The 26,957-nt window shown below is 70.2% G+C and carries 27 protein-coding genes; 18 read left to right on the forward strand and 9 right to left on the reverse strand.

Going from position 1 to position 26,957, the window contains the following annotated elements:
- Window positions 1–63: 63 nt before the first annotated feature.
- Window positions 64–1,209 (reverse strand): citrate synthase 2, encoded by a 1,146-nt coding sequence (locus AB0878_RS33565; RefSeq protein WP_366584226.1) that lies wholly within the window; start codon window positions 1,207–1,209, stop codon window positions 64–66.
- Between the two features lie 306 nt (window positions 1,210–1,515).
- Here AB0878_RS33565 and AB0878_RS33570 point away from each other — a divergent pair, with 306 nt between their 5' ends.
- The 7 genes from AB0878_RS33570 to AB0878_RS33600 all read left to right on the forward strand — a co-directional run bounded on the left by AB0878_RS33570 (window position 1,516) and on the right by AB0878_RS33600 (window position 7,062).
- Window positions 1,516–1,818 carry an urease subunit gamma gene (locus AB0878_RS33570; RefSeq protein ID WP_360593630.1) on the forward strand — a complete coding sequence of 101 codons (303 nt, stop codon included), beginning with the start codon at window positions 1,516–1,518 and terminating at the stop codon, window positions 1,816–1,818.
- A 9-nt stretch (window positions 1,819–1,827) separates the two neighbouring features.
- Window positions 1,828–2,133, forward strand: coding sequence for an urease subunit beta (locus AB0878_RS33575; protein ID WP_366584227.1), 306 nt, complete (start codon window positions 1,828–1,830; stop codon window positions 2,131–2,133).
- A 2-nt stretch (window positions 2,134–2,135) separates the two neighbouring features.
- The gene (locus AB0878_RS33580) at window positions 2,136–3,857 is read left to right on the forward strand and encodes an urease subunit alpha (RefSeq protein ID WP_366584228.1); all 1,722 of its coding nucleotides are present in this window, start codon (window positions 2,136–2,138) and stop codon (window positions 3,855–3,857) included.
- Window positions 3,857–4,543, forward strand: coding sequence for an urease accessory UreF family protein (locus tag AB0878_RS33585; protein ID WP_366584229.1), 687 nt, complete (start codon window positions 3,857–3,859; stop codon window positions 4,541–4,543). The genes AB0878_RS33580 and AB0878_RS33585 overlap by 1 nt, the downstream gene beginning before the upstream one ends.
- Window positions 4,533–5,252 carry an urease accessory protein UreG gene (ureG, locus tag AB0878_RS33590; RefSeq protein WP_366584230.1) on the forward strand — a complete coding sequence of 240 codons (720 nt, stop codon included), beginning with the start codon at window positions 4,533–4,535 and terminating at the stop codon, window positions 5,250–5,252. The genes AB0878_RS33585 and ureG overlap by 11 nt, the downstream gene beginning before the upstream one ends.
- Window positions 5,249–5,947: an urease accessory protein UreD gene (locus tag AB0878_RS33595; RefSeq protein ID WP_366584351.1), complete on the forward strand. Its 699-nt coding sequence runs from the start codon at window positions 5,249–5,251 to the stop codon at window positions 5,945–5,947. Before ureG ends, AB0878_RS33595 begins: the two co-directional genes overlap by 4 nt.
- Window positions 5,948–6,444: 497 nt before the next feature.
- Complete coding sequence (locus AB0878_RS33600) at window positions 6,445–7,062, forward strand: TetR/AcrR family transcriptional regulator (RefSeq protein WP_366584231.1); 618 nt, start codon at window positions 6,445–6,447, stop codon at window positions 7,060–7,062.
- Window positions 7,063–7,083: 21 nt separating this feature from the next.
- Here AB0878_RS33600 and AB0878_RS33605 read toward each other — a convergent pair whose 3' ends face one another.
- On the reverse strand, window positions 7,084–8,760 hold the full coding sequence (locus tag AB0878_RS33605) for a hypothetical protein (RefSeq protein WP_366584232.1): 1,677 nt from the start codon (window positions 8,758–8,760) through the stop codon (window positions 7,084–7,086).
- Between the two features lie 232 nt (window positions 8,761–8,992).
- Here AB0878_RS33605 and pdxH point away from each other — a divergent pair, with 232 nt between their 5' ends.
- The 4 genes from pdxH (at window position 8,993) to AB0878_RS33625 (ending at window position 13,250) form a co-directional block, all read left to right on the forward strand.
- Complete coding sequence (gene pdxH / locus AB0878_RS33610) at window positions 8,993–9,676, forward strand: pyridoxamine 5'-phosphate oxidase (protein ID WP_366584233.1); 684 nt, start codon at window positions 8,993–8,995, stop codon at window positions 9,674–9,676.
- A gap of 278 nt (window positions 9,677–9,954) precedes the next feature.
- The gene (locus AB0878_RS33615; RefSeq protein ID WP_366584234.1) at window positions 9,955–11,295 is read left to right on the forward strand and encodes an MFS transporter; all 1,341 of its coding nucleotides are present in this window, start codon (window positions 9,955–9,957) and stop codon (window positions 11,293–11,295) included.
- Between the two features lie 24 nt (window positions 11,296–11,319).
- Entirely contained in the window at window positions 11,320–11,850 is a 531-nt protein-coding gene (locus AB0878_RS33620) for a hypothetical protein (protein WP_366584235.1), read from the forward strand.
- 38 nt (window positions 11,851–11,888) lie between these two features.
- Window positions 11,889–13,250 (forward strand): APC family permease, encoded by a 1,362-nt coding sequence (locus tag AB0878_RS33625; RefSeq protein ID WP_366584236.1) that lies wholly within the window; start codon window positions 11,889–11,891, stop codon window positions 13,248–13,250.
- Here the strand turns inward: AB0878_RS33625 and AB0878_RS33630 are convergent.
- Genes AB0878_RS33630 through AB0878_RS33640 form a run of 3 tightly spaced genes read right to left on the reverse strand, consistent with a single transcriptional unit; the run spans window position 13,210 to window position 15,022 of the window.
- Entirely contained in the window at window positions 13,210–13,638 is a 429-nt protein-coding gene (locus AB0878_RS33630; RefSeq protein WP_366584237.1) for a DUF5958 family protein, read from the reverse strand. The genes AB0878_RS33625 and AB0878_RS33630 overlap by 41 nt on opposite strands.
- Complete coding sequence (locus AB0878_RS33635; RefSeq protein ID WP_366584238.1) at window positions 13,635–14,444, reverse strand: MBL fold metallo-hydrolase; 810 nt, start codon at window positions 14,442–14,444, stop codon at window positions 13,635–13,637. Before AB0878_RS33635 ends, AB0878_RS33630 begins: the two co-directional genes overlap by 4 nt.
- On the reverse strand, window positions 14,444–15,022 hold the full coding sequence (locus AB0878_RS33640; protein WP_366584239.1) for a TetR family transcriptional regulator: 579 nt from the start codon (window positions 15,020–15,022) through the stop codon (window positions 14,444–14,446). Before AB0878_RS33640 ends, AB0878_RS33635 begins: the two co-directional genes overlap by 1 nt.
- Window positions 15,023–15,110: 88 nt before the next feature.
- Between AB0878_RS33640 and AB0878_RS33645 the strand changes: the two genes are divergently transcribed.
- Genes AB0878_RS33645 through AB0878_RS33655 form a run of 3 tightly spaced genes read left to right on the forward strand, consistent with a single transcriptional unit; the run spans window position 15,111 to window position 17,733 of the window.
- The gene (locus tag AB0878_RS33645; protein ID WP_366584240.1) at window positions 15,111–16,016 is read left to right on the forward strand and encodes an aldose 1-epimerase family protein; all 906 of its coding nucleotides are present in this window, start codon (window positions 15,111–15,113) and stop codon (window positions 16,014–16,016) included.
- A complete protein-coding gene (locus AB0878_RS33650; RefSeq protein ID WP_366584241.1) occupies window positions 16,013–16,501 on the forward strand; it encodes a GNAT family N-acetyltransferase in 489 nt (162 codons plus the stop codon). Before AB0878_RS33645 ends, AB0878_RS33650 begins: the two co-directional genes overlap by 4 nt.
- An 11-nt stretch (window positions 16,502–16,512) precedes the next feature.
- Window positions 16,513–17,733, forward strand: a complete 1,221-nt coding sequence (locus AB0878_RS33655; RefSeq protein ID WP_366584242.1) for an amidohydrolase — start codon at window positions 16,513–16,515, stop codon at window positions 17,731–17,733.
- 51 nt (window positions 17,734–17,784) lie between these two features.
- Here the strand turns inward: AB0878_RS33655 and AB0878_RS33660 are convergent, their stop codons facing one another.
- The gene (locus AB0878_RS33660; protein WP_366584243.1) at window positions 17,785–18,930 is read right to left on the reverse strand and encodes an acyl-CoA dehydrogenase family protein; all 1,146 of its coding nucleotides are present in this window, start codon (window positions 18,928–18,930) and stop codon (window positions 17,785–17,787) included.
- Window positions 18,931–19,056: 126 nt separating this feature from the next.
- On the opposite strand from AB0878_RS33660, the gene AB0878_RS33665 reads away from it, so the two are divergent.
- The 4 genes from AB0878_RS33665 to AB0878_RS33680 all read left to right on the forward strand — a co-directional run bounded on the left by AB0878_RS33665 (window position 19,057) and on the right by AB0878_RS33680 (window position 23,546).
- Window positions 19,057–19,644 carry a TetR/AcrR family transcriptional regulator gene (locus AB0878_RS33665; protein WP_366584244.1) on the forward strand — a complete coding sequence of 196 codons (588 nt, stop codon included), beginning with the start codon at window positions 19,057–19,059 and terminating at the stop codon, window positions 19,642–19,644.
- 41 nt (window positions 19,645–19,685) lie between these two features.
- The gene (locus AB0878_RS33670; protein ID WP_366584245.1) at window positions 19,686–20,627 is read left to right on the forward strand and encodes a carbohydrate kinase; all 942 of its coding nucleotides are present in this window, start codon (window positions 19,686–19,688) and stop codon (window positions 20,625–20,627) included.
- 191 nt (window positions 20,628–20,818) lie between these two features.
- Window positions 20,819–22,135 (forward strand): citrate synthase, encoded by a 1,317-nt coding sequence (locus AB0878_RS33675; protein WP_364180397.1) that lies wholly within the window; start codon window positions 20,819–20,821, stop codon window positions 22,133–22,135.
- Between the two features lie 70 nt (window positions 22,136–22,205).
- Window positions 22,206–23,546 carry a deoxyribodipyrimidine photo-lyase gene (locus AB0878_RS33680; protein WP_366584246.1) on the forward strand — a complete coding sequence of 447 codons (1,341 nt, stop codon included), beginning with the start codon at window positions 22,206–22,208 and terminating at the stop codon, window positions 23,544–23,546.
- Between the two features lie 40 nt (window positions 23,547–23,586).
- Here the strand turns inward: AB0878_RS33680 and AB0878_RS33685 are convergent, their stop codons facing one another.
- The 3 genes from AB0878_RS33685 to AB0878_RS33695 all read right to left on the reverse strand — a co-directional run bounded on the left by AB0878_RS33685 (window position 23,587) and on the right by AB0878_RS33695 (window position 26,926).
- Window positions 23,587–24,756: a serine hydrolase domain-containing protein gene (locus tag AB0878_RS33685; RefSeq protein WP_366584247.1), complete on the reverse strand. Its 1,170-nt coding sequence runs from the start codon at window positions 24,754–24,756 to the stop codon at window positions 23,587–23,589.
- A 68-nt stretch (window positions 24,757–24,824) separates the two neighbouring features.
- The gene (locus AB0878_RS33690; protein ID WP_366584248.1) at window positions 24,825–26,018 is read right to left on the reverse strand and encodes an ABC transporter permease; all 1,194 of its coding nucleotides are present in this window, start codon (window positions 26,016–26,018) and stop codon (window positions 24,825–24,827) included.
- Window positions 26,015–26,926, reverse strand: coding sequence for an ATP-binding cassette domain-containing protein (locus tag AB0878_RS33695; RefSeq protein WP_366584249.1), 912 nt, complete (start codon window positions 26,924–26,926; stop codon window positions 26,015–26,017). The genes AB0878_RS33690 and AB0878_RS33695 overlap by 4 nt, the downstream gene beginning before the upstream one ends.
- Between the last annotated feature and the right edge of the window lie 31 nt (window positions 26,927–26,957).

Below are 26,957 nucleotides of genomic sequence, written 5' to 3' on the forward strand. Positions count from 1 at the left end.
CAGCGCACCCAACGCCACATTGGGTGCGCTGGGCGCACCCAACGCCACATTGGGGTGCTTCGGTCAGTGCTTGGTGACGGTTTCCCAGCCCTCGACGTCCTCGGGCTTGCGGGGCTCCGGGCCCACGTACTTCGCCGACGGGCGCACGAGGCGGCCGGTCTGCTTCTGCTCCAGGATGTGCGCCGCCCAGCCGGCGGTGCGCGCGGAGGAGAACATCGCGGGCATCATGTTCGGCGGCACCTGCGCGAAGTCCAGGATCACGGCGGCCCAGAACTCCACGTTGGTCTCGATCGGGTGGTCCGGGCGGCGCTCGCGCAGCTCGGTCAGCGCGGCCTGCTCCAGCGCCGCGGCGACCTCGTAGCGCTCGGAGCCCAGCTCCTGGCAGGTGCGGCGCAGCACCCGGGCACGCGGGTCCTCCGCGCGGTAGACCCGGTGGCCGAAGCCCATCAGGCGCTCCTTGCGGTCGAGGATGCCCTTGACCAGCCCGGCGGCGTCACCGGTCCGCTCGACCTCTTCGATCATCGGCAGCACGCGCGCCGGCGCGCCACCGTGCAGCGGGCCCGACATCGCGCCGATGGCGCCCGAGAGCGCGGCGGCAACGTCGGCACCCGTCGACGCGATCACACGCGCGGTGAAGGTCGACGCGTTCAGGCCGTGCTCGGCGGCGGAGACCCAGTAGGCGTCGAGCGCCTTCACGTGGGCCGGGTCCGGCTCGCCGCGCCAGCGCACCATGAAGCGTTCGGTGATGGTCGAGGCCTCGTCGACCTTCGACTCCGGCACGGCCGGCTGCGAAATGCCGCGCGCCGACTGCGCGATGTAGGACAGCGCCATCACCGAGGCGCGCGCGAGCTGGTCGCGGGCCTGCTCGTCGGTGATGTCGAGCAGCGGTTCGTAACCCCAGATCGGCGCGAGCATCGGCAGCGCCGCCTGCACGTCCACGCGTACGTCGCCCGTGTGCACCGGAAGCGGGAACGGCTCGGCGGGCGGGAGCCCGTTGCCGAAGCGGCCGTCGACGAGCAGGCCCCACACGTCCCCGAAGCTCACCTTGCCGGCGAGGTCCTCGATGTCGACACCGCGGTACCGCAGCGCGCCGCCGTCCCGGTCGGGTTCGGCGATTTCGGTGCGGAACGCCACCACGCCTTCGAGGCCGGGGCGGAAGCCGTCGTCGGCTTGGTCGGAGTTCGGCTGCTTGATGGTGGAGGTAGTCACTTCGCGAACCTTTCGATGCGCATTTCCCCGGCTTTTGTCTGACCACTCGCGCTGACGGGATACACGCAACCTCGGCGCGCCTCATCGCACGTTTGGACAAACCTTGCTCCTCCGCCGAGCCGTGGGCAATGAAAGATGTGGTGGTTTCGGTCACGATTCCGAGAACGATTCAGTCCAGGAAGGCGTGTCGCGGCAAGTTCTTCGGCAACGGGCTGTGACCGTGCCCGGGGACGCGCGGTGTACCGGAGGTAAATCCTGTGTTTCCGAACCCGGCGACGCGGCGGGCCCGGTGATACAACCTGTCGCATGCACCTGAGCCCGCAGGAACGCGACAAGCTGCTGGTCCACGTCGCCGCCGACGTCGCGCGCCGCCGTCTCGAGCGCGGCGTGCTGCTCAACTACCCCGAGGCCGTCGCGCTGATCACCGACCACGTGCTCGAAGGCGCGCGTGACGGGCTTTCCGTGAGCGAGCTCGCAGCGAGCGGCCGCAGCGTGCTCTCGCGTGCGCAGGTGCTCTCCGGAGTGCCTGAAATGGTCGACTCCGTGCAGGTGGAGGCCACTTTCCCGGACGGGACGAAACTCGTCACCGTGCACGACCCGATCGTCTAGGAGAACCGAGTGCGGCCAGGCGAGATCATCCCCGGCGACGAGCCCGTGGAGCTGAACCCCGGGCGGGAGCGGGTGCGGTTGCGCGTGCGCAACCTCGGCGACCGGCCCGTGCAGGTCGGTTCGCACTACCACTTCGCGGCGGCGAACCCGGGTCTGGAGTTCGACCGCGAGGCCGCGCGCGGGCGCCGGCTCGATGTGCCGGCGGGGACGTCGGTGCGGTTCGAGCCGGGTGTCGAGCGTGAAGTCGATCTTGTTCCGCTGCGAGGAAACCGGCGTGTGCCGGGGTTGCGCACCGAATACGCCGGAGAGTTCTGAGAATGCCGCAGATCGATCGTGAGCGTTATGCGGAATTGTTCGGCCCCACCACCGGTGATCGGATCCGGCTGGCCGACACGGACCTGCTCATCGAGGTGACCGAAGACCGGTCGATGGGCCCGTCGGGTTCCGGCGACGAGGTGCTCTTCGGCGGCGGCAAGGTCATCCGCGAGTCGATGGGCCAGGGTATGGCCACGCGTGCGGAAGGCGCCCCCGACCTGGTCATCACCGGTGTCGTGATCCTCGACCACTGGGGTGTGGTGAAGGCCGACGTCGGCGTGCGCGACGGGCGGATCGTCGGCATCGGCAAGGCCGGCAACCCCGACACGATGGACGGCGTCGACCCGGCGCTCGTGATCGGCCCGGCCACGGAAGTCCTGTCGGGCAACGGGAAGATCCTCACCGCGGGCGGCATCGACTGCCACGTGCACTTCGTCTGCCCCCAGCTCGTGGACACCGCGCTCGCCGCGGGCCTGACCACGCTCGTCGGCGGCGGCACCGGGCCGAACGAGGGCACCAAGGCCACCACCGTCACGCCCGGCGCGTGGAACCTCGGCCGCATGCTGTCCGCAATGGACGGTTACCCGGTCAACGTCCTGCTGCTGGGCAAGGGGAACACCGTGCGGCACGAGGCCCTGCGCGAGCAGCTGGCCGCCGGAGCCGGCGGGTTCAAGCTCCACGAGGACTGGGGCACCACGCCGGCCGCCATCGACGCATGCCTCACCGTGGCCGACGAGTCCGGCGTGCAGGTGGCCATCCACACCGACACGCTCAACGAGGCCGGCTTCCTCGAGTCCACTGTGGAGGCGATCCGCGGCCGCTCGATCAACGCGTACCACACCGAGGGCGCCGGCGGTGGCCACGCGCCGGACATCATCCAGGTCGTCGGGCTGCCGCACATCCTGCCGTCCTCGACCAATCCGACGCGTCCGCACACCGTCAACACGCTCGACGAGCACCTCGACATGCTGGTGGTCTGCCACCACCTCAATCCGTCGGTGCCCGAGGATCTGGCCTTCGCCGAGAGCCGGATCCGGCCGAGCACCATTGCCGCCGAGGACGTGCTGCACGACCTCGGCGCCATCTCGATGATGAGCTCCGACTCGCAGGCCATGGGCCGCATCGGCGAGGTGATCATCCGCACCTGGCAGACCGCGCACGTGATGAAACGCCGCCGCGGCGCCCTGCCCGGCGACGGCGCGGCCGACAACTTGCGCGCGCGTCGTTATGTCGCCAAGTACACGATCAACCCCGCCATCGCCCACGGCATGGACGCCGAGATCGGCTCGGTGGAGGTCGGCAAGCTCGCGGACCTCGTGCTGTGGGAACCGAAGTTCTTCGGCGTGCGACCGCACGTGGTGCTCAAGGGCGGCTTCCCCGCGTGGGCGGCGATGGGGGACGCGAACGCGTCGATCCCGACGCCGCAGCCGGTGCTGGCCCGGCCGATGTTCGGCGCCGCGCCGCGGGTGGCCGCCGCGTCGAGCCTGCACTTCGTGGCTCCGGAGGCCCTCGAATCGGGGCTGGCGGAGACGTTCGGTATCAACCGGCCGCTGGTCGCCGTCGCGAACACGCGGGCGCGGACCAAGGCGGACATGGTGCTGAACGACGCGACCCCGGACGTGCGCGTGGAGCCCGACAGCTTCGCGGTGCGCGTGGACGGTGAGCTCATCGAGCCGATGCCGGTGACGGAGCTGCCGATGGCCCAGCGGTACTTCTTGTTCTGATGGACCTCGCCGCGCTGATCCTCGCCGACTCCCGCTTCCCCGGGGGCGGCCACGTGCACTCCGGCGGCCTGGAAGAGGCCGTGAGCCGCCGGCTCGTGACGACCGAGGCCGACCTGCCCGGCTTCCTGCTCAGCCGCCTGCGCACGGCCGGCGCGCTGTCGGCCGCGTTCGCCGCGGCCTCGGCTCATGCCGCCGGCCGTCGCGTCCATAGTGGACACTGGCGGCGGCTCGACGAGGAACTCGACGCGCGCACGCCCTCGCCGGCCCAACGCGTGGCGTCGCGCGCCCAAGGCCGGGGCACCGCGCGGGCCGGGGCGGTCGCGTGGCCGTCGCCGGTGCTGACCGCGCTGCTGGCCGAGACGCCGCGGCCGCACCACCCGATCGTCTGCGGCGCGCTGGTGGGCATCGCCGGCGGCGAGCCGGCCGAGGCCGCGGCGGCCGTGGCCTACCTGGCTGTGAGCGGGCCCGCGAGCGCGGCCGTGCGGCTGCTGGGGCTCGACCCGTTCGCCGTCAACGCCGTGGTGGCCCGGCTCGGCGCCGAGGTGCGCGTCGTGGCCGGGGCCGCCGCCGACGTCGCCGGGCTGGACCCGGCGGACCTGCCCGCGCCGGGCTCACCGGCGCTGGACCTGTTCGCCGAGGCCCACGCCCGGCACCACGAGGAAGAGGTGCGTCTCTTTGCCAGCTGAACACGGCCATGAACACGGCCACGGCCACGGTCACTTTCACGCGATCAGCTTCGACCCCACGGAAACCGAACCCGACCACCACGAGCCGGCCCCGACGGCCGGGCGCGCCTACCGCATCGGCATCGGCGGTCCCGTCGGCAGTGGGAAGACGGCGCTCACCGCGGCCCTGTGCCGCGCGCTCGGCGGTGAGCTGAACCTCGCCGTGGTCACCAACGACATCTACACCACCGAAGACGCCGACTTCCTGCGCAAGGCCGGCGTGCTCGCGCCCGAGCGCATCGAGGCGGTGCAGACCGGCGCCTGCCCGCACACGGCGATCCGCGACGACATCACCGCCAACCTCGACGCCGTCGAGCAGCTCGAGGAGCGGTTCCCCGGTCTGGACCTGGTCATCATCGAAAGCGGCGGCGACAACCTCACCGCGGTGTTCAGCCGGGGCCTCGCCGACAGCCAGGTGTTCGTGGTCGACGTCGCGGGCGGCGACAAGGTGCCGCGCAAGGGCGGCCCCGGCGTGACGACGGCCGACCTGCTGGTGATCAACAAGATCGACATCGCCCACCTCGTCGGCGCGGACCTCGGCGTGATGACGTCCGACGCGCACCGCATGCGTGGCGAGCTGCCGGTCATCGCGCAGTCGCTCGTGGATACGCCGGACGCGCCTGATGTCGCGAAGTGGGTGCGGTCGGTGCTGCCGGTGCGCGCGGGGTGAAGGCCCACGCGCGGGTGGTCGCGTGCTTCGAGGACGGCCGGACGGTGCTGCGTGAGCTGCGCTCGATGGCGCCGCTGACGTTGTTCCCGCGCCGGCGCACCGGGGCCGAAGCCGTGGTGCACCTCGTCAGCTCCGCCACCGCGCCGCTGGGTGGCGACGAGCTGCTCCTCGACGTCCGCGTCGGGCCCGGTGCAGCGCTGCGGCTGTCCGGGGTGGCGGCGACGCTCGCGTTGCCGGGGCCCTCCGGTGGCGGCAGTTCGTCCACTGTGGACATCGAGGTGGCCGACGGCGGTTCGCTGGCCTACCTGCCCGAGCCGACGGTCGTCACCGCCCGCGCGGACCACGTGGCCGTGCTGCGTGCGAGGCTGGGGGAAAATTCCCGTTTCCACACCCGGGAAGTCCTGGTACTGGGTCGCGCGGGCGAACGGCCCGGCCGGCTCACCACGTCCACGCACGTGCTGCGCGGCGGAGTTCCCCTGCTGCGCCAGACACAGACGATCGGCGACCCCGCACTGGACGCCGGACTGGCCGTGCTGGCGGGCAAACGAGTGCTCGCGACGGACCTCGACGTGGGTTTTCCCGCGCGCCCCACGGCTTCGGGCGACTGGTGGGCGCGCACCTCGCCGGCCGCCGGGGTCACGCTCACCACGGCGCTGGCCGAAGACGCCGTGGTTGCCTTGGGGTTGTTGCCTTGAACCGCTGGGGCTGCTAAAACTTCGTGCCCAGCCAGCGCACGTCGACCGGGAACGCCGAAACGGTGTTCCAGCGAGGGGAAGCCCTGCCAGTCCACGTCGGTACCGAACGCGCGGCGAGGGCCGCGCGGTGTCGCGCACGCCGGACCGCGGATCGGCGCGTGCCGCCGTGACGCATCCGGGCAGAACAGCGTTCAAGCGCGAGGTGCAGGGACGATTCCCAGGCGTGGCAACGACTTAGCGTTCGGTGATCGCCTGTGATGGGGCCTGCGCGAGCCGGTGTTCCGCTGCTCGATACCGTGATCGCCGCGGGTTCGACGGTGTGAAAGGCCATCGGACCGTGCGCGTGGGCCATGTTTGGTGAGTGCTCGACGGAGTGGCCACCGCGATTACCGGAATCAATTTTCGAGCGCTCCCGCGTCCGTTTGATCGGTAATTGGGATTTTCACAAGATGGACGCCGGTGCCGCCCTGGGCGGCGCGCGGCGGGAAGGAGGGCCGGTGGCCCGTACCTACGGTGGCGTCCCGCCGGAGCAGAGACGCGCCGAGCGCCGGGAGCGGCTGCTGACGGCCGCACTGGAGCTGTTCACCTCGACGGGCTTCCGGCAGGCGAAGATCACCCAGTTGTGTACTCGTGCCGGGGTGTCCACCCGGAACTTCTACGAGGAGTTCGGCAGCAAGGAAGAGGTGCTGCGGACGCTGCACGACCGGATCAACTCGCTCGCGCTCACGCACGTCTCGGCCGCGCTGGAGGAGGTCAAGGACGCCGACGCGATGACGCGCATCGCGAAGCTGCTCGACGTCTTCGTCGCCACGGTGACCATCGACCCGCGCATGCCGCGGCTGAACTACGTCGAGGCCGTGGGCGTGAGCCCGGAGCTCGAGGAGCAGCACCAGGTGTGGGTGGACCGCTGGGCCACGTTCATCGAGACGGAGGCGCGCCGCGCGGCCGAAGCCGGCGTGGCGCCGGACCGCGACTACCGGCTCACCGCGATCGCGCTTGTCGGTGCCGCCACGGGCTTGCTGCGCGAATGGCAGGCGCACGAGCCGCCGTTGCCGGTGGAGGACGTCGGGGCCGAGCTGCGCGGCCTGATGCTGGCGGCGATCACCCGGTCCTGACGTCCTCGGTCACCGCGTGGTTCAGGCCGGCCTGGGAGTGGGCAGCGGCAGGTCGACCGGGCCCGCGGTGCGGCACAGGTCGTGGCAGGTGCTGTCGAGCGTGCAGCACAGCGAGCAGATCGCCCCGTCCTGCTTGGCGCAGTCGGCGATGTCGGGCAGCTCGTAGGCGTCGCCGCACACCGAGCACGTGTGCGTGGCGCGCAGGTCGGCCTCGACGCCGGGGCCGGACACGGTGTTGGGCCGCGCCAGGTAGTACTTCCCCTTCGTCGCCAAGGCCAGCGTCGGCACCAGCACCACGGCGATCACCAGCGCCAGCAGCGGGCTGAAGGCCGCGAGCACCGGACCGAACGCGCCGAAGTAGGCCACGATCGACGCGGCCGAGGCGACGAGCATCGAACCGAAGCCCACGGGGTTGACCTTGTGCAGGTACGCGCGCTTGAACTCGATGTAGCGCGGCGAGAGGCCCAGCGGTTTCGCGATCACCAGGTCCGCGCACACCGCGCCGATCCACGCGATGGCGACGTTCGAGTAGAAGCCCAGGATCTTGTTGAGGAACGCGAACGCGCCGAACTCCATGAGCGCCAGCGCGATCCCGCAGTTGACCAGCACGTACCAGGCGCGGCCGGGGTGCTTGTGCAGCACGCGCGAGAAGAAGTTGGCGAACGACAGCGAGCCCGAGTAGGCGTTGGTGGTGTTGATCTTGATCTGCGACACGACCACGAACAGCGCCGCGAACGTCAGCGCCACCGGCCCGAGCGCGGGTTTCACCGCCGCCAGGTACGGCGCGATCGGCTCGAGTGCGGCCGCCTTGCCCACCGCGCCGAGCGCGAGGAACGCGAGCAGCGCGCCGCCGATCTGCTTCGCCGCACCGAGGACGACCCAGCCGGGGCCGGCGGCGAGCACGGCGGCCCACCAGGAACGCTTGTTCTCCACCGTCTTCTCCGGCATGAACCGCAGGTAGTCGGCCTGCTCGCCAATCTGCCCGATCAACGACAGCGCCACGCCCATGCCGAAGCCGAACCCGACGGCCGAGAAACCGGCGCCCGCGCCTTCGGTGCCGCCGAAGGACGCGAAGTCGGCGAAGCGGCCCGGCTCGCGCACCAGCACCACCACGAACGGCAGCACCAGGCCCGCGATCCACAACGGCTGCGTCCACGTCTGCATCTTCGCGACCGCGCCCATGCCGTACAGGGCGAAGGGCAGCACGATCAGCGTCGCGAGCAGGTAGCCGATCGGCAACGGAATCCCGAGCGCGAGCTCGAACGCCTGGCCCATGATCGAGCCTTCGAGCGAGAAGAAGATGACGGTGAAGCTGGCGTAGACCAGCGACGTGAGCGTCGACCCGAAGTAGCCGAAGCCCGCTCCGCGGGTGAGCAGGTCCATGTCCACGCCGTACGTCGCGCAGGCACGCGCGATCGGGACGCCCGTCACGAAGATCACGACGGCCGCCGCGAGGATCGCCAGCACACCGGACGTGAAGCCGTAGGAGAGCACGATGCTGGCACCGATCGCGAAGTCGGCGAGGTAGGCGATGCCGCCGAGCGCGGTGGTGGCGACCACGAGCGGGGACCAGCGGCGGAACGAGTGGGCGGCGAACCGGAGCGAGTAGTCCTCGCGGTTCTCGTTGGCGGCGAGAGCGGCGTACGTCCGCTGCGGCTTCGTGGTGTCTTCGCCGGTTTCGGACAGGGTGTCGGTCAAGGGCCTGCCTCCAGACGGTGGGGAGGCCAGACGCTAGGCCGCGCCTTTATCGATCAGGGTCCGCGAGGTAACCCGGGGGTTACGGTTCGGGGTCCTGCGGTTACAGCTCGGTGAGCACCAGAGGGTGGCAGGAGTCACCGTTCGGTGGGTTTCGCCGCAGCTGGGGACCCAATACCGTCTCCGGATACCGATGAGTCGACACCCTCACCAGGGGGTACGGAGGTTGGGGCCCATGATGCCGGAGACCGACGAGGTGACCGAGGTAGCCGACGCGGTGGTCCGGCTGCCCGGGATGCGGGTGGCCTACGACGGCGCCCCGTTCGACGAGACGGCGCTCGCGGCCACCTGGACCGAGCAGCTGCAGAACTGGCTGGGCCAGGCGATCTCCGAAGGCGTCGCCGAACCCAACGCGATGGTCCTCGCCACGGCGGACCAAGAGGGTCACCCGTCGTCGCGCACGGTCCTGTGCAAGGGGCTGGACGAGCGGGGCGTGGTGTTCTACACGAACTACACCTCGGCGAAGAGCCACGACCTCACCGCCACGCGGTACGCGTCGGCGACGTTCCCCTGGTACGCCCTGCAGCGGCAGGTGACGGTGCGGGGTGAAGTGGAGAAGGTGGGCTCCGCGGAGACGGCTGCGTATTGGGCGCAGCGGCCGAGGGGTTCGCAGTTGGGGGCTTGGGCTTCGCCGCAGTCGCGGATCGTCGACGGGCGGCGGGCGTTGGAGAACGCGTTGCGGGGGATCGAGCGGCGGTTCGGGGACGTGGAGGAGATTCCGGCGCCGCCGCACTGGGGTGGGTGGCGGATCCGGCCTGATTTCGTGGAGTTCTGGCAGGGGCGGGAAGACCGGATGCATGACCGGTTGAGGTTCAAGCGGACGGATGATGGGTGGGTTGTGGAGCGGTTGGCTCCCTGATCCCTGGTCCGGTTGGGGGCGTGGCTGCTGAGTGCGTGTCCGCTGGTTGCTGTTTGCGGTTTGCTCGCGGTTTGAGCTTGGTGGGGGCGCACCCCGATCTTTGATTGTTTCTGTGAAGGGCGCGAGGATCGAGGTGCAGGGCCGGGTCTGGGTGCGCTGTGGGGTGCGTTGTCGGCCGGCCGTTGCGTGGTGGGAAAAAGACAAAACGGGTGGTTGGGGCGCGGCGGCGATCAAAATCACCCGCGGTGAGTTAGTTAGCGCGGCTAAGGTAGTGAGTCGTGAGTTCTGATCCGGGGTCGTCGCGCCCTCGTCGGGGGGCGCGTGGAGTCCTCGGGCGCATTGTGGTCGATACGCGGCCGTTGAAGATTCCGGCGTTTCGGCGGTTGTGGGTGTCGACGGCGGTGACCGCGGTGGGGTCGCAGCTGACGGCTGTGGCGGTGCCGAAGCAGGTGTTCGACCTGACGGGGTCGTCCGGGTACGTGGGGCTGACCGGGGCCGTCGCGTTGGTGCCGCTGCTGGTGTTCGGGTTGTGGGGCGGGGCGATCGCCGATGCGGTCGACCGGCGGAAGCTGCTGCTGGTCACGAACGTCGGGGTGGCGGCCTCCTCGGCGCTGCTGTGGCTGCAGGCCTTCGCGGACTTCCACTCCGTGACGCTGGTGCTGGTGTTGCTGGCGGCCAACCAGGCGTTCTTCGCGATCAACATGCCGACGCGTGGTGCGGTCGTCGCGCGGCTGGTGCCGCCGGAGCTGCTGCCGTCGGCCAATGCGCTGAACACGACGATGTCGACGTTCGGTGCGGTGTTCGGGCCGCTGTTCGGTGGGGCGCTGATTCCCGTGATCGGGCTGTCGACGCTGTATCTCGTCGACGTGTGCGCGTTGATGATCACGCTCATCGCCGTGTGGCGGTTGCCGTCGATTCCGCCGCTGAACGGGCCGTCGCGGCGGGCGGGGTTCGGCGATGTGGTCGACGGGTTCCGCTACCTGGCCACGCAGAAGGTGCTGCTGGCGTCGTTCGTCGCGGACATCATCGCGATGGTCGCGGGTATGCCGCGCGCGCTGATCCCGGAGATGGCCGAGCGCACCTTCGGCGACCCGCCGGGCGGTGGTCCCGCGCTGGGTCTGCTCTACGCGGCGCTCCCGGCCGGCGCGATGCTGATCGGCCTGTTCTCCGGCTGGCTGCACCGCGTTTCGCGCCAGGGTGTGGCCGTCGTGGTCTCGATCTGCCTGTGGGGCGCGGCCGTCGCGGCGTTCGGGCTCGCGCACTCACTGTGGCTCGCGGTGATCTTCATGGCGCTGGCCGGCGCCGCCGACATGGTCAGCTCCGTCTACCGCCAGGCCATCCTGCAGACCGCCACCACCGACGAGATGCGCGGCCGCCTCCAGGGCGTGTTCACGGTCGTCGTCGCGGGCGGTCCGCGGCTGGCCGACCTCACGCACGGCTGGGCCGGCGCCGCGTGGGGCACCGAGGCCGCCGCGACGGGCGGTGGGCTGCTGGTGATCGTGCTGGTGCTCGCGGCGATGCTGGTGCTGCCCGCGTTCTGGCGCTACCGCGCGCCCACGGGAAAGGCCGAGCCGGAGCCGGTCGCGGCGAAGGGTGTCGAACCGGTCGCGGGAGAATAGTCCAAACGGCCTAACATGCCGGGCATGCGTGTTTACCCGGTCGCCCTGTTGCTCACCGCCGCCGCGCTCACCGCCTGCTCCTCGGGTGAGCAGCAGGCCGCCCCGCCGAAACCGTCCTCCACGAAGCCCGCGCCGCCGGGGTCGACGTGCTCGCTGCTCTCGGCCAGCGAGGTCGGCAACGCCATCAAGATCCCCGGAGTCACGTCGAAGGTCGGCCCGAACCAGGAGAACGCCAGCAACGGCGGCAAGGCCACGAGCTGCGAATACCTCGTCGGCGACAAGCAGGCCGGCGCGCTGGCCGTGACCCGCTACGAGGGCCGCCAGGCCGATCCGGCCGAAATGGTCGCGGCCATCAAGAAGGCCAAGCCGGGCGCCGTCGACGTGCCGGGCTTCCCCAACGGCGCCGTGTACTACACCGACGAGCAGAAGACCGCGACGCTCGCCACGGCCAAGATCGTCAAGGGCGTGCCCGTGCTCGTCAACTACACCGGCCCGGTGAAGATGACGCAGCAGATGATGATTCCGCTGGTCAAAACGGCTGTCACCGCCGTCTGACTTTCGCGAGGCAGCCGGACAAGGCAGACTATTCGCCCATGACGGACGTTAGGGCGGACGGTCCGCAGGTGGGTGGACCGGGTCTCCGGCGCGTGATGGGGCCGAAGCTCCTGTTGTTCTTCGTGGTCGGCGACATCATCGGTACGGGGATCTACGCGCTGACCGGCCAGGTCGCCGGCCGCGTCGGCGGGGCGCTGTGGCTGCCGTTCCTGCTGGCGTTCGTGGTCGCGTTCATGACCGCGTTCAGCTACCTGGAGCTGGTCGGCAAGTACCCGCGGGCGGCGGGTGCCGCGCTGTACACGAACAAGGCGTTCGGGGTGCCGTTCCTGACGTTCATGGTCGCGTTCGCGGTGATGTGCTCGGGGATCACGTCGGCGTCGTCGGCCGCGGTCGCGTTCGGCGCGACGTACCTGGCGGCGTTCGTGAAGCTGCCGATGGTGCTGGTCGGCATCGTGTTCGTGATCGCGCTGGGACTGATCAACTTCCGCGGCGTGGGCGAATCGGTGAAGGCCAACGCGGTGCTCACCTGCATCGAACTGTCCGGCCTGCTGATCATCATCGGCGTCGGGGTGTGGGCCGTGATCAACGGCAACGGCGAACCGTCGCGGCTGGTCGAGATCAACACGGCCGACAAGACGTGGCTGGTGGCGATCACGTCGGCCACCTCGCTGGCGTTCTTCGCCATGGTCGGCTTCGAGGACTCCGTGAACATGGCCGAGGAATGCCACGACCCGGTGCGTATCTTCCCGAAGGCCATGCTCTGGGGCATGGTCGTCGCCGCGACGATCTACGTGCTGGTCTCCATCACGTCCTCCCTGCTCGTCCCGGCCGACGACCTGGCCGCGGCCAAGAGCAGCGCACTGCTCACCGTGCTCGACGTCGGCGCCCCCGGCTTCCCGCGCGAAGTCTTCTCGGCCATCGGCCTGTTCGCGGTCATCAACTCGGCGCTGATCAACATGCTCATGGCCAGCCGCCTGCTCTACGGCCTGGCCAACGAGCGCGTCCTGCCGTCGGTCTTCGGCCGCGTCCACCCCACGCGCCGCACGCCGTGGGTGTCGATCATCTTCACCAGCGCCATCGCGATCCTTCTGGTGTCCTTTGTGGACATCAGCGCACTCGGCGGCACCACGGCGCTGCTGCTGCTCGTGGTGTTCGCCATCGTCAACGTCGCCCTGCTCGTGCTGCGCAAGGACAAGGTGGCGCACAAACACTTCCGCGCACCCACCGCGATCCCCGTGCTGGCCGCGATCTTCTGCCTCTACCTCGTGAGCCCGCTGTCGGGCCGCCCGGCGAGCGACTACACCGTGGGCGCCGTCCTGCTGGGCGTGGGTGTGGTGCTGTGGTTCGTGAACTGGCTGGTCAAGCGGGGTTTGGACCGTCGGTCCGAGCGTGTGGGGTAGGCGGGTGGTGCCACCAGTGGGTGCAGTAACCATCGCAGTGTCGTCGACGGCGCTCGTCCGCGACGCTGAGGAGGCCGACCAGAAGGCGGAACGCACTGCGCTGCTGGTCGGGCGGGTGCAGCTCGGTGAGCTTGCGTAGCTGGACCGCCATCGGTTCGGGGCTCCGTCCGGTTGAGGCGACCACAACCGCGGTGTTGCCTGGCTTCAGCCCCACCTGAGTGGCGGCCTCCGCCACGTCGTCGGAGACCGCACGGGCTTGAACGCAGTATTCCTGCGGCCGGGTCAATGCGGCGCGGCGGCCATCCTGGTCGAGGGATTCGAACCAGGCCATGCCTTCGTCCAGCGTGCGCAAGCCCTGGGCGAGCTCGTTCAGCAATGCGGCGATCATGCCCGGGTCCGCCGGCTGAGGCGTTCGAAGTCGGTGAGGTCGTGGGCGGCGAAGATCTCCACGTCGGTCGTCTGCCGCAGTTCGCGTAGGCGGTGCTGGTTCGCGCGGCGCTGTTCGGGCAGTGTCTGCACGAAACGTTCGAACATCGCCAGGCCCGGGGGGATGGAGGCGGGTTCGTCGATCTCGGAGTGGAAGAAGTAGGCGTCGCCGGCGTTGAGGAGCCAGCCGGTGGCCGTGTGGACGGCGATGCCGGCGTGGCCGGCGGTGTGGCCGTGCAGGGGGATCAGGGCGACGTCGGGCAGGCCGTCGAGTTCGCGGACGGCGGAGAAGCCGAACCAGTTGTCGCCGGCGTCTTCGTATGGCGTCCACTGTGGACCGTGGGCGAACTGCACGCGCCGGTAACGCGGGTTGCCCGCGTGGTAGGCCGCCAGTTCGGCCGCGTAGACGTGCACGCGGGCCTGCGGGAAGTCGACGAGACCGCCGGCGTGGTCGAGGTCGAGGTGGGTCAGCACGATGTCGCGCACGTCCGCCGGGTCGAAGCCGAGGGCGCGGATCTGGGCCACGGCGGTTTCCTCGGTGCGCGACACGGGCTTCGACAGGGTGAGGAACCGGCGGCCCAGCCAGCGTTGCGGGTCGGCGACGGCGGGGGTGCCCATGCCGGTCTCGATCAGCGCCAGCCCGGTGTCGGTTTCGAGCAGCAGGCAGTGGCACACGAGCGTGGCGTGCCGGAACAGGCCGGGTCGGCCGTCGACGAGCCGGCCACCGATCGGGGTCATGGTGCCGCAGTTCAGGTGGTGCACGCGCATCAGGCGAACTCCCTCTCGACGGTGGTGTGCAGGTGGGCGGCGATGTCACGCAGGGGCGTGACGTCGCGGCGGGTCTTGGCGAACAGCAGCGCGCCCTCGATCGACGCGAGCACCACCGTCGCCAGGGAAGACGCGCGGTCCGCCGCCAGGCCGGAGCGGGTGAAGTACTCGGCCAGCCGTGAGTGCCAGCCGGCGTAACCGTCCTGGCAGGCCTCGCGGATCGGCTCGCTCTCGGCGGCGGCCTCCAGCGCGACTGTCGCAAGTGGACACCCACGGCGGAAGCCGGATTCGGTGAGCGAAGCGGCGAGGGCGTCGACCACCGCGTCGATCGCCGACGCCGGGTCCGGCGCGGCGGTGACCACGGCGGTCAGCACGTCGGCCACCCGTTCGCTCGACAGCCGCACGGCCTCGGCCGCCAGCTGTTCTTTGCCGCCGGGGAAGTGGAAGTACAGCGAGCCCTTCGGGGCGCCCCCCGCGGCGACGAGCTGCGTGAGGCCGGTGGCGTGGTAGCCCTGCGCCTGGAACAGCTCGGCGGCGGAGTCGAGCATGCGGCGGCGGGAGTCGGTGCGGCGGACCATGCGGCTCACCGTAGCCCAAACTAAGACGACCGGTCTAGTTAGTTTAACCGTGCGCAACAGAGCCTCGCCCGCCGGTAATGTCTGCGGCATGGCCAACCCCACCGGAGAGCAGTTCGAAATCACCCGCGGCAACGCGCGCGCCATCGTCACCGAGATCGGTGCCGGCCTGCGTGCGTTCGAGGTCGGCGGCGTGCCCTACGTCGAGGAGTTCGCGGCCGACGAGAAGCCGCCGAAGGGCCTTGGCCAGGTGCTGCTCCCGTGGCCGAACCGCACGAAGGGCGGCCGGTGGGAGTTCCAGGGCGAGGAGCAGCAGCTGGAGATCACGGAAGCCGCGCGCGGCAACGCGATCCACGGCCTCACCCGCCACAAGGAGTGGGAGCTGCTGGAACACGCGGAATCGTCGATCACGCTCGCGGTCGACGTCGAGGTGCAGCCCGGCTGGCCGGTGCCGTTGCGCGCCACCATCACCTACGACCTGCAGCCGCGCGAGCTCACGATCACGCACGAGATCCGCAACGAGGGTGAGCAGCCCATCGGAGTCGGCGTAGGCACGCACCCGTACTTCCGCATCGGCGACGTCCCGACGGACGAGCTCACGCTCACGCTGCCGGCTTCGCGCGTGCGCCCGTACGTCGGCGACCAGCAGATGCCGTACGCGGACGAGCAGGATGTCGAGGGCACGGAGTACGACTTCCGCGGCGGGCGGGTGCTCGCCGGCGTCGACCTCGACACGGCGTTCGGCTCGCTTTCCCTGGCCGACGACGGCACCCACCACCACGTGCTCTCCCACGAAGACCAGCGCCTGGTGGTCTGGACCGGCCCCGACTTCCGCTGGGTGCAGGTGTTCACGCCCGACGACCTGACCGGCCGCGGCCGCGCCGTCGCGCTCGAGCCGATGACCTGCCCGGCCGACGCGCTCAACACCGGCACCGACCTGATCGAGCTGGAGCCCGCGACGTCGTGGTCGGGCAGCTGGGGCATCCGCGTCCTGTGAGCGGGCCGCCCGAGCTGCTGACCGAGGCCGACGCCGGTGAGCTGCTCACGCTGCAGCGCGCCGCGTACCTCAGTGAGGCCCGCGCCCACGACAACTTCGCGCTCCCGCCGCTGGTGGAGCCGTTGGAGAGCGTGCGCGCGGCGCTCGCCGACCCGGCGCTGCCGGTGTGGGGCGTACGCGCCGGCTCGCGGCTGATCGCGACGGTGCGGGTGCGGGTGAACGGTGACGTCGGCGAGATCGGGCGGCTGGCCGTGGTCCCGGACCGGCAGGGCGAGGGGCTCGGCACGGCGTTGCTGCTCGCGGCGGAGGAGCTGGCCCCCTCGGAGGTGACGCGGTTCCGGCTGTTCACCGGCGAACGTTCCGCCGGGCCGCTGCGGCTGTACGCGAAGCTGGGCTACCGCGAGACCCACCGCAGCCCGGAGGCGGACTACCAGCTCATCCACCTGGAGAAACCCCGCGAGCGAGCACCCGCGGCAATTCGTTAGCGTGTCAAACTATGGCTTCTAAGGCGATTGTGGGGGGCTACGTCGTCCCCGTCGGTGCGGCTCCCATCGAAGACGGCACCGTGCTCATCGAAGACGGCCGGATCGTCCAGGTCGGCGCCGCCGCCGACGTGGACGTGCCGGAGGACGCCGAGCTCGTCGACGCGTCCGGCAGCTGGGTCCTGCCGGGCTTCATCGACGCGCACGCGCACCTCGGTGTCCACGAAGACGGTGAAGGCTGGGCCGGCAACGACACCAACGAGATGACCGACCCGAACGGCGCCCGCTTCCGCGCGGTCGACGGCATCGACCCGTACGAGCCGGGCTTCGACGACGCGCTCGCCGGCGGCGTCACGAGCGTGGTGATCAAGCCGGGGTCGGGCAACCCGATCGGCGGCCAGACCATCGGCGTGAAGACGTGGGGCCGCAGCATCCTGGACATGACGTTCGCCGAGCAGGTGAGCGTGAAGAGCGCCCTGGGCGAGAACCCGAAGCGCGTGTACGGCGACAAGAAGCAGACGCCGTCGACCCGCTTGGGCGTGGCCGCGATCCTGCGCGAGGCGTTCACGAAGGCCCGCAACTACCAGGCCAAACGCGAGCACGCCCTCACCGAAGGCAAGCCGCACGAGGTCGACCTGACGAACGAGACGCTGTCGAAGGTCCTCGACGGCGAGCTGTACTGGGACCAGCACGTGCACCGCGCCGACGACATGGTCACGGCCATCCGCCTGGCCGACGAGTTCGGCTACAAGCTCGTGATCAACCACGGCACCGAGGGCCACCTCATCGCCGACCTGCTCGCCGAGCGCGGCGTGCCCGTCATCCTGGGCCCCCTGTTCACCACGAAGTCCAAGGTCGAGCTGCGCAACCGCTCCCTGCGCTCGGCCGGCATCCTGGCGCGCGCGGGCGTGAAGATCGCCATCACCACCGACCACCCCGTGGTGCCGATCAACTTCCTCGTCTACCAGGCGGCCCTCGCCGTGAAGGACGGCCTGGACCCCGAGACGGCGCTGCGCTCGCTCACCGTGCACCCGGCCGAGATGCTCGGCCTGGACGACCGCATCGGCTCCCTGGCCCCCGGCCTGGACGCCGACGTCGTCCTCTGGTCCGGCGACCCGCTGGACGTCATGAACCGCGCCCTGCGCGTCTTCGTCCGGGGCCGCGAGGTCTACCACTACGACGAGTCCACGGGCGAAGGCGTCGCGGCGGACCGCCGGTACCGCGAAACCCGCTGACCTGCGCGTGGGTGCTGCCCGCTTCGGCCGGCAGTACCCACGAAGCGCGGCCTAGGAAGCCTTCAGCGCCCTCGCGATCACCACGCGCTGGATCTGGTTCGTCCCCTCGAAGATCTGGGGGACCTTCGCCTCCCGCATGTAGCGCTCGACCGGGAAGTCGCGCGTGTAGCCGGCGCCGCCGAGGACCTGGACGGCGTCGGTGGTCACCTTCATGGCGCCGTCGGTGGCGACGAGCTTCGCGATGGACGACTGGCGCTGGAAGTCGAGGCCGCGGTCGCGGCGGCGGGCGGCGTCGAGGTAGGTCGCGCGGGCGGATTCGACGCTGGCGGCCATGTCGGCGAGCAGGAACTCCAGGCCCTGGAACTCGATGATGGGCTTGCCGAACTGGGTGCGGCCCTTCGCGTAGGCGACGGCCTCGTCCAGGGCGGCCTGGGCCAGGCCCACGGCGCAGGCGGCGATGCCGAGGCGGCCCGAGCTCAGGGACGACAGGGCGATCTTCAGGCCCGACCCCTCGTCGCCGATCAAGCGCGACGACGAAACCCGGGCGTTGTCGAAGATCATCTGGGCCGTCGGGGAGCCGGTCAGGCCCATCTTGCGTTCGCGAGGCGCCGCCGACAGGCCAGGGGTGGCGCCGTCGACGAGCAGGCACGAGATGCCGTGGCCGCCGTCGTCGCTCGTGCGGACCATGGTGGTGTAGAAGTCGGCGGCGCCCGCGTGGGTGATCCAGGCCTTGGTGCCGTTGACCACGTAGTCGTCGCCGTCGCGGCGGGCCCGGGTCGACAAAGCGGCCGCGTCGGAGCCGGCCTGGGTCTCGGACAGGGCGTACGCGCCCAGCAGCGAGCCGCCGAGCATGTCCGGCAGCCACTGTTCGCGCTGCTCGTCGGTGCCGTAGTGGGCCAGCGCGTAGCAGGACATCGTGTGCACCGACAGCCCCACGCCGACGGTCATCCACGCGGCGGCGATCTCCTCCAGCGCCTGCAGGTACACCTCGTACGGCAGGTCGGCGCCACCCCAGCGCTCCGCGTACGGCAGCCCCAGCAGCCCGGACTTGCCCAGCAGGGTGAACGCGTCGCGCGGGAACTCCTCGGCCTCCTCGGCCGCCGAAGCGCGCGGTTTCAGCTCGTCGCGCGCGATCTCCCTGACCAGCGCGAGCAGGTCCTCGGCCTCGGGCGTGGGCAGCAAACGTTCCGCCGGCATGGCTCCTCCAGTGGCAGGAGTACTGAAAACAGTACTGGGGGCCGTTTGAGAGTACCGTATAGAGGTCGGAGCTGTCCCGCACGAATAGGGGATAGTGACTGGATCACGAAAGCTGGTGGCCCAGAAATGACCGAACCCGAAGCCCGTCGTCGCCCGACGGCGCGGCAGCAGGCGCTGCTCGCCGAGCTCGAGGCACTGTTCCTCGCGGAGGGTTTCGCCGGCTTCACGCTCGACGACCTGGCCGCCCGCCTGCGCTGCTCGAAGTCGACCCTCTACGCGCTCGCCCCCAGCAAGGAGCAGCTCGCCGTCAAGGTCGTCGCCCACTTCTTCCGGGGCGCCGCGAAGCGCATCGAGACCCGCATCGAGGGCATCGACGACGCGCGCAAGCTGATCGGGGAGTACCTCGCCGGCGTCTCGGAGCACCTGAACCGCGCGTCGCCCGCGTTCATGACCGACATCGCGCAGTTCGAGCCGGCCCGCGACACCTACCAGCTCAACAGCCGCGCCGCCGCCCGCCGCATCCGCGCGTTCATCGACAAGGGCGTGGCCGACGGCGTGTTCCGCGACGTGCACGCGCGCCTCGTCGCCGAGATGACGGGCCTGATCGTCGAGGGCATCCAGACCGGCGTGCTCGGGCGCCGCACCGACGTGTCCGACGCCGAGGCGTTCACCGCCCTCGGGGAGCTGCTCCTCGGTGGGTTGAACAAGGACTGAGGACAGGATTTGTCAAGAACAGGTCCTCTACACTCGCGCTCGTGATCGTGGTGGGTGGAGAGGCGCTGGTCGACCTCGTTCCGGGTGAACCGTTGGACTCCAATGTGGACGGTGGGCTGCGCGCCCTGCTGCCCCGGCTGGGTGGCGGGCCCTACAACGTCGCGCTGGCCGCTGCGCGGCTCGGGGTGCCTTCGTCGTTCCTGTCCCGCGTGTCCACCGACCGCTTCGGCGTCGCGCTCGTCGACCGGCTCGTCGACTCCGGCGTGGACACCTCGCTGCTGCAGCGCGGCGACGAGCCGACCACGCTCGCCGTGGTGGCACTGGACCAAACGGGTGCCGCTCGTTACACCTTCTACGTCGAGGGCACAGCCGACCGGCTCGTGCGCGACCCGGGCACGCTGCCCGACGACGCCACCGCCCTTTCGCTCGGCACGCTCGGCCTGGTGCTGGAGCCCGGCGCCAGCGCCTATGAAGCGATGCTGCGCCGCGAGGCCGCACGCGGCACGCTCACCGCGCTCGACCCGAACATCCGCGAGGCGCTCATCGCCGACCCGGCCGCCTACCGCGCACGGTTCGCGTCGTGGCTTCCCGATGTCCGGTTGCTGAAGATCTCCGACGACGATGCGGCGTGGCTCACGGAAGGCGCCGATCCGGTGGCGGCCGCGAAGACCTGGGTCGAGTCCGGTGTGGACGCGGTTGTCCTGACCCGCGGCGCCGAAGGCCTGTCCGTGATCACCGCCGCAGGTGAGCTGGCCCACGTGCCTTCGCGGCGGGTACCGGTGGTCGACACGATCGGGGCAGGCGACACCGTTCAGGGTGCGTTGCTGGCGTGGTTGCACACCCGCGAGGTCCGTGACCTGGCCGCACTCGACGCCGACGCGTGGCGCGAGGCGCTCGGCTACGCCGCGAAAGCGGCCTCGATCACCGTCTCGCGCAGCGGCGCGGAGCCGCCGACGGCGCGGGAAATGGCTTCCACCGTGTGAACCTGGTCCCAAAGGGGCTATTGAGGGCAACGCAGCGGCTGCGCGCACACCCTTATTTCGACTAGCGTAGGGGGGAATTCATACCCCAGCGGGGCGGTGTGCAGCGAGGCGCGTGTTTCCTCGCGTGAACACGTGGCTACCTGTGGAACGTACAGGCGCCGCCGGCCCGTGCCAACGTGAGAGGGACCTGCATGTCCGACGCGACGAATGCGGGGCAGTCCGGCGGCGAAACCGCGACGCTGCGCCTGCCGAGTGGCGAGCACGAATTCAAGGTCGTCCAGCCGGTGGAGGGCGCACCCGGGATCGAGCTGGGGAAGCTGCTCGCGCAGACGGGGTACATCACTTACGACCCCGGGTTCGTGAACACCGGTGCCGCGTCGTCGGCCATCACCTACATCGACGGTGATGCGGGCATCCTGCGCTACCGCGGATACCCGATCGAGCAGCTCGCCGAGAAGTCCAGCTTCATCGAGGTGTCCTACCTGCTCATCTACGGTGAGCTGCCCACCGAGGCCCAGCTCGCCGACTTCACCGAGAAGATCCAGCGGCACACGCTGCTGCACGAAGACCTGAAGGCCTTCTTCTCGGGCTTCCCGCGCGACGCGCACCCGATGCCCGTGCTGTCGAGCGCGGTCTCGGCGCTGTCGACCTTCTACCAGGACTCGCTGAACCCGTTCGACGAGCCCAACGTGGAGCTGTCCACCATCCGCCTGCTCGCGAAGGTGCCGACCCTGGCTGCCTACGCGTACAAGAAGTCCGTGGGCCAGCCGCTGCTGTACCCGGACAACTCGCTGGGCCTGGTGGAGAACTTCCTGCGGATGACCTTCGGCTTCCCCGCGGAGCCGTACGAGGTGGACCCGGCCGTCGCCAAGGCGCTCGACCTGCTGTTCATCCTGCACGCCGACCACGAGCAGAACTGCTCGACGTCGACGGTGCGTCTGGTCGGCTCGTCGGAGGCGAACCTGTTCGCCAGCATCTCGGCGGGCATCAACGCCCTGTTCGGCCCGCTCCACGGCGGTGCCAACGCGGCCGTTCTCGACATGCTCGAGGGCATTCGCGACGAGGGCGGCGACGTCGCCTCGTTCGTGAACCGCGTGAAGAACAAGGAAAAGGGTGTCAAGCTCATGGGCTTCGGGCACCGGGTCTACAAGAACTACGACCCGCGCGCGAAGATCATCAAGAACACCGCCGACGAGATCCTCGGCAAGATCGCGGGCGGCGACCAGCTGCTCGACATCGCCAAGAAGCTCGAGGAGACGGCGCTTTCCGACGACTACTTCGTCGAGCGCAAGCTGTACCCGAACGTGGACTTCTACACCGGCCTGATCTACCGGGCGCTCGGGTTCCCGACGAAGTTCTTCACCGTGCTGTTCGCGCTCGGCCGGCTCCCCGGCTGGATCGCGCACTGGCGCGAGATGATCAACGACCCGCAGACCAAGATCGGGCGCCCGCGCCAGATCTACACCGGTCACGCGTCGCGCGACTACAAGTCGATCTCGGAGCGCTGAGTTCCCGCTCTGAATTGTTCTGAACGCCCCGCCGTGCAGCCGCACGGCGGGGCGTTTAGCGTTGGTGGGTATGACGAGCGTGCTGTGGTTCCGGCGAGACCTGCGGCTCGGCGACCACGCGGCGCTGCTGGCGGCCGCGGAGGCCGGCGAGCCGGTGCTGGCGTTGTACGTGCTCGACGAGAAGCTGCTGAAGCCTTCGGGCGCGCCGCGGCGGGCGTTTCTGTTGGGGTGTCTGGAATCGCTGGACGCCGCACTGGACGGCCGGCTGATGGTGGTCCACGGCGATCCGGTGACCGAAGTCGTGCGGGTGGCGCGGTCGGTGGACGCGTCGGCGGTGCACGTGAGCGCCGACTTCGGGCCGTATGGCCGCCGTCGTGATGACGCCGTGGCGAAAGCCTTGGCAGAGCACGACATTTCGTGGGTCGTCACCGGGTCGCCGTACGCGGTGGCGCCGGGGCGGGTGACCAAACCGGACGGCGATCCGTACCGGGTGTTCACGCCGTTCCACCGCGCGTGGACGCGACACGGCTGGCGGCGGCCGGCGGACACGGGTGCGTCCCTTGTGGACTGGATTTCGCCTTCCGGGTCGCGGAAGCTCCCCGCGCTTCCGGACCTCGGCGACATGGCGTTGCCTGCGCCGGGTGAAACGGCGGCACTCTCGGCTTGGCACGATTTCCTGGACTCGGGTGTGCGGTCCTACGCCACCGACCGCGACCGTCCCGACCGGGCCGGCACCACGCGAATGTCGCCGTACCTGCGCTGGGGTGCCATCCACCCGCGCACGATGCTCGCCGACTTGTCGGGTGACTCCAGCGACGGCGCCCAGGCGTTGCGCTCGGAGCTGTGCTGGCGCGAGTTCCACGCGGACGTTCTGTGGCACCGGCCGGAAACCGCCCGGGAGAACTACGACTCGCGTTTCGACCGCATGGACCACGACTCCGATTCGGCCGCGTTCGATGCGTGGTGCGCCGGCCGCACCGGCTACCCGATCGTCGACGCCGGCATGCGTCAGCTCCTCGCGGAAGGCTGGATGCACAACCGCGTCCGGATGGTCGTGGCGAGTTTCCTCGTGAAGGACCTGCACCTGCCGTGGTGGTGGGGCGCCCGGCATTTCATGCGGCACCTCGTGGACGGTGACCTCGCCTCCAACCAGCTGAACTGGCAGTGGGTCGCGGGCTCGGGTACCGATGCCGCGCCCTACTTCCGTGTCTTCAACCCGACCACGCAGGGGGAGAAGTTCGATCCGGACGGCGACTACGTGCGCCGTTATGTGCCGGAACTCCGTGACGTGGCGGGGAAAGCGGTGCACAAGCTCAAGGAGCGGCCGTCGGGTTATCCGGCGCCGTTGGTGGATCACGCGCACGAACGCCAGGTCGCGTTGCAACGATACGGAGCGATCACCGGGTCCTGAGTGGACGGCCCGAACCCCCGGGGCCGGGCCGTCCGTGGCCTCAGAGACCGCCGATGGCGAGCGCGAGCTTCTGCACGATCTCGGGCTGGCCGTCGAAGTCCTTGTCCGTGGTGTTGATCGAGTAGACCGCACGGCGCTGCAGGTCGCGGGTGGCCCAGATGCCGTTGGTGTAGCCGTAGCGGCTGCCGGTCTTGCCCCACACGGTGACGCCGTTGACGGTCGAGGTCATCAGGCCCTGGCTGTAGATCGCGGGGTCGTCGGTGCCGAAGGTGCTCACGTTCGGCACCGTGAACATGCGCTGCAGCACCGGTTTCGGCACGAGCCGGCCCTGGAAGAGGGCGACCAGGAACTTGTCGAGGTCGGCGGTGGTGGAGATCATCTCGCCCGCGGCCCACGGGATCGACTGGTTCATGCGGGTCAGGTCCACGAGCTGCCCGTTCACGACCTGGTAGCCGTGGGCGTACGGCGCGGGCAGGTTCGGGTCGTTGCCGGGCACGGACGTGTCGCGCAGGCCGAGCGGGCGCAGGACGCGGTCGCGCACCTCGTCGCCGTACGACCGGTGGGTGAGCTTCTCGATCAGCAGCCCGGCGACGAGGTAGTTGGTGTTCGTGTACTGCTGGCTCGTGCCGGGTGCGAACACCAGGTCGTGCTGGAACGCCGTGGCCAGCACCTGCTGCGGGGTGAAAACGGTGTAGCGGTGGTCGACGATCCACTGTGGATCCTCGGGCAGGTCGACGCCGGGCAGGCCGCTGGTGTGGTTGAGCAGCTGCGCGACGGTGATCCGCGGGTAGTTCGCGGGCAGCAGGCCCGGCAGGTAGCGCTGCACCGGCGCGTCGAGGTCGAGGCGGTGCTCGGCCGCGAGCTGGAGCACGACGACGGCGGTGAACGTCTTGGTGATGCTGCCGATGCGGAAGTGCGCGTTCGCCGGGACGGGTGCCCCGGTGGTCAGGTCGGCTGTCCCGGACACGCCGCTCCACGCACCGGCCGAGCCGCGGACCTGCACGAGCGCGCCGGTGGCCTGGGCGTTGGGCAGGCCCGCGATGGCGCCCGCCAGCGAGGCCGGGTTCATCGGCGGCAGCGTGTTCTTCGAGGGCACAGCGGAGCCCGAGTACGACGTGGGCTCGGCGAGCGCGGCGGGGGTCACGGCGGCGGTGAGCAGGAGGGCGGCGCTCGCGGCCGCGGCGATGCGGATCAGCGGGTTTCTCTTCATGACAGCGAGTCTTTCGACTTGCGAACGACCTGCCATCGGGGAGAAACCCGGGCTCGGCTACCTAAGGGTCAGCCCCGCAGAGCTTGGAGAAGCTTCACCCGGCTGCCGACTCGCAGCACGCCGTTGCGGTAGATCCGCGCCCCGACCCACGTCACGAGCGCGATCAGTGCCGCGGTCAGCACCAGCGACAGCACGATCTCCCACGGCGCGGCCGAACCCGTGGCGATGCGCGCCGGCATCAGCACCGGTGACAGCAGCGGGATGAGCGAGAGGATCTTGGTCGCCGCGCCGTCGGGCGACTGCGTGAGGAGGTTGATGCCCGCGACGAATCCGATGACCAGCGCGATGTTCACCGGCGCCACCACCGACTGCGTGTCCTCCTGGCGCGAGACGAGCGAGCCGGCCGCGCCGTAGATCATGGCGTAGAGCAGGAAACCGAGCAGGTACCAGACGACACCCCACACCACGGCGCCGACGGCGATGCCCGAGATCGACCCCAGCACGCCGGTGCCCAGCGCGGCGAGGAGCCCGACCACGGCGAGGATCCCGAGCTGCGCCAGCCCGACGAGCCCGAGCCCGATCACCTTGCCCAGCAACAGGTGCCACGGCCGCACAGCGGACAGCAGGATCTCCACGACCCGGCTCGACTTCTCCTCGACGACGCCCTGCGCCACGAGCATTCCGTAGGTGATGATGCTCAGGTACAGCAACACCGCCACGACGACGCCGACCACGAGCTTCTGCCCGGCCCGCGGATCGCGGTTCTCCAGCGGCAGCACGTCGACGTGGGCCGCGGACACGGCCTGGTGCACCGCGACCGGGTCGAGGTGCGCGGCCGAGAGCTGCGCGTCGAGCACTTGCTGCTGCACGATCCCGTCGAGCGTGTGCTGCAAAGTCGGGTCCACAGTGGACTTCACGGTGACTCGAAGCCGCGAGGCGCTGCCGGACACGAGCGCGTCGACGTCACCGCTGCGCACCTGCGCGAGTCCGTCCGCTTCGGACGCGACAGTGACCACCTCGATCGTCTCCCCACCGGCCTTGCCGGCGAGCTGCAGCTGCTGGGCAATCCCTTGCGCTTGACCCGTGAGCGCGACCTTCGTCGTGGTGCCGGACCCGATGAGAAACGCCTGCAGCGCCACATATCCGACAAGCAGCAGCAACAACACCGCCGTGCTGACCACGAACGCGCGGGTGCGCAGCCGGGTGTTGACCTCGCGTTTCGCCACGAGCCGCACGGCCCGCGCGGCGCTGATGCGGCTCACGCCGGGCCCCGCTGGGCGACGGCGTCGCGGAACAGCTCCGTGAGCGAACGCCGCTGCCGGCTGAACTCCGTGACCGGCCCGGTGGCCAGCGCGGCGGCGAGCACGGCCTGGTCGTCGGCGCTCGAAGCCAGCTCCAGCACCGTCGTGGCGCCGGAAGACTCGACCACGCGCGCGCCGGGCACCGTCGACGCCCAGTCGGGCCGCGCGCCCGGCGCCGTGACGACGAGCCGGCTGCCGGCCCCGCGTGTGAGGTCCTCGACCGTGCCGACGGCGACCATGTGCCCGTCGCGGATGATGCCGACGCGGTCGCACAGGCGCTCGACCAGGTCGAGCTGGTGGCTGGAGAACACCACGGGCACGCCGGTGGCCGCCTTCTCGCGCAGCACCACGCTCATCACGTCGACGGCGATCGGGTCGAGGCCGGAGAACGGCTCGTCGAGCACCAGCACGTCGGGATCGTGCACGAGCGCGGCCGCGAGCTGCACGCGCTGCTGGTTGCCGAGGCTGAGCTTCTGCACCTCGTCCTTGCGGCGCTCGCCCAGCCCCAGCCGCGCGAGCCACAGCTCGGTGGCGCGGTGGGCGTCGTTGGTGCTCAGGCCGTGGAGCTCCGCGAGGAACACGAGCTGGTCGAGCACCTTCATCTTCGGGTACAACCCGCGCTCCTCGGGCATGTACCCGATGCGCGTGCGGGTTTCGTGGGTCACCGGCTCGCCCGCGAAGCGGACCTGGCCGGAGTCGGCGGCGAGCACACCGAGCGCGATGCGCATGGTGGTGGTCTTGCCGGCGCCGTTGCTGCCGACGAAGCCGAACAGCTCACCCGGCCGCACGTCGAACGTCACGCCGTCGAGGGCGACCTTGCGGCCGTAGCGCTTGGAGATCGCGTCGATCTCGAGTGCTCCTCCGGGCAAAACCGCCCCCTCTCCGAGCACCTGTGTGGAC

Source organism: Amycolatopsis sp. NPDC047767 (assembly GCF_040704195.1).
Classification (GTDB): domain Bacteria; phylum Actinomycetota; class Actinomycetes; order Mycobacteriales; family Pseudonocardiaceae; genus Amycolatopsis.

Coding starts and splice junctions, on each gene's coding strand:
- AB0878_RS33570 (WP_360593630.1), top strand. CDS start 1,516: ATGCACCTGAGCCCGCAGGAACGCGACAAGCTGCTGGTCCACGTCGCC.
- AB0878_RS33580 (WP_366584228.1), top strand. CDS start 2,136: ATGCCGCAGATCGATCGTGAGCGTTATGCGGAATTGTTCGGCCCCACC.
- AB0878_RS33585 (WP_366584229.1), top strand. CDS start 3,857: ATGGACCTCGCCGCGCTGATCCTCGCCGACTCCCGCTTCCCCGGGGGC.
- pdxH (WP_366584233.1), top strand. CDS start 8,993: ATGATGCCGGAGACCGACGAGGTGACCGAGGTAGCCGACGCGGTGGTC.
- AB0878_RS33620 (WP_366584235.1), top strand. CDS start 11,320: ATGCGTGTTTACCCGGTCGCCCTGTTGCTCACCGCCGCCGCGCTCACC.
- AB0878_RS33625 (WP_366584236.1), top strand. CDS start 11,889: ATGACGGACGTTAGGGCGGACGGTCCGCAGGTGGGTGGACCGGGTCTC.
- AB0878_RS33630 (WP_366584237.1), bottom strand. CDS start 13,638: ATGATCGCCGCATTGCTGAACGAGCTCGCCCAGGGCTTGCGCACGCTG.
- AB0878_RS33635 (WP_366584238.1), bottom strand. CDS start 14,444: ATGCGCGTGCACCACCTGAACTGCGGCACCATGACCCCGATCGGTGGC.
- AB0878_RS33640 (WP_366584239.1), bottom strand. CDS start 15,022: ATGGTCCGCCGCACCGACTCCCGCCGCCGCATGCTCGACTCCGCCGCC.
- AB0878_RS33645 (WP_366584240.1), top strand. CDS start 15,111: ATGGCCAACCCCACCGGAGAGCAGTTCGAAATCACCCGCGGCAACGCG.
- AB0878_RS33655 (WP_366584242.1), top strand. CDS start 16,513: ATGGCTTCTAAGGCGATTGTGGGGGGCTACGTCGTCCCCGTCGGTGCG.
- AB0878_RS33660 (WP_366584243.1), bottom strand. CDS start 18,930: ATGCCGGCGGAACGTTTGCTGCCCACGCCCGAGGCCGAGGACCTGCTC.
- AB0878_RS33665 (WP_366584244.1), top strand. CDS start 19,057: ATGACCGAACCCGAAGCCCGTCGTCGCCCGACGGCGCGGCAGCAGGCG.
- AB0878_RS33675 (WP_364180397.1), top strand. CDS start 20,819: ATGTCCGACGCGACGAATGCGGGGCAGTCCGGCGGCGAAACCGCGACG.
- AB0878_RS33680 (WP_366584246.1), top strand. CDS start 22,206: ATGACGAGCGTGCTGTGGTTCCGGCGAGACCTGCGGCTCGGCGACCAC.
- AB0878_RS33685 (WP_366584247.1), bottom strand. CDS start 24,756: ATGAAGAGAAACCCGCTGATCCGCATCGCCGCGGCCGCGAGCGCCGCC.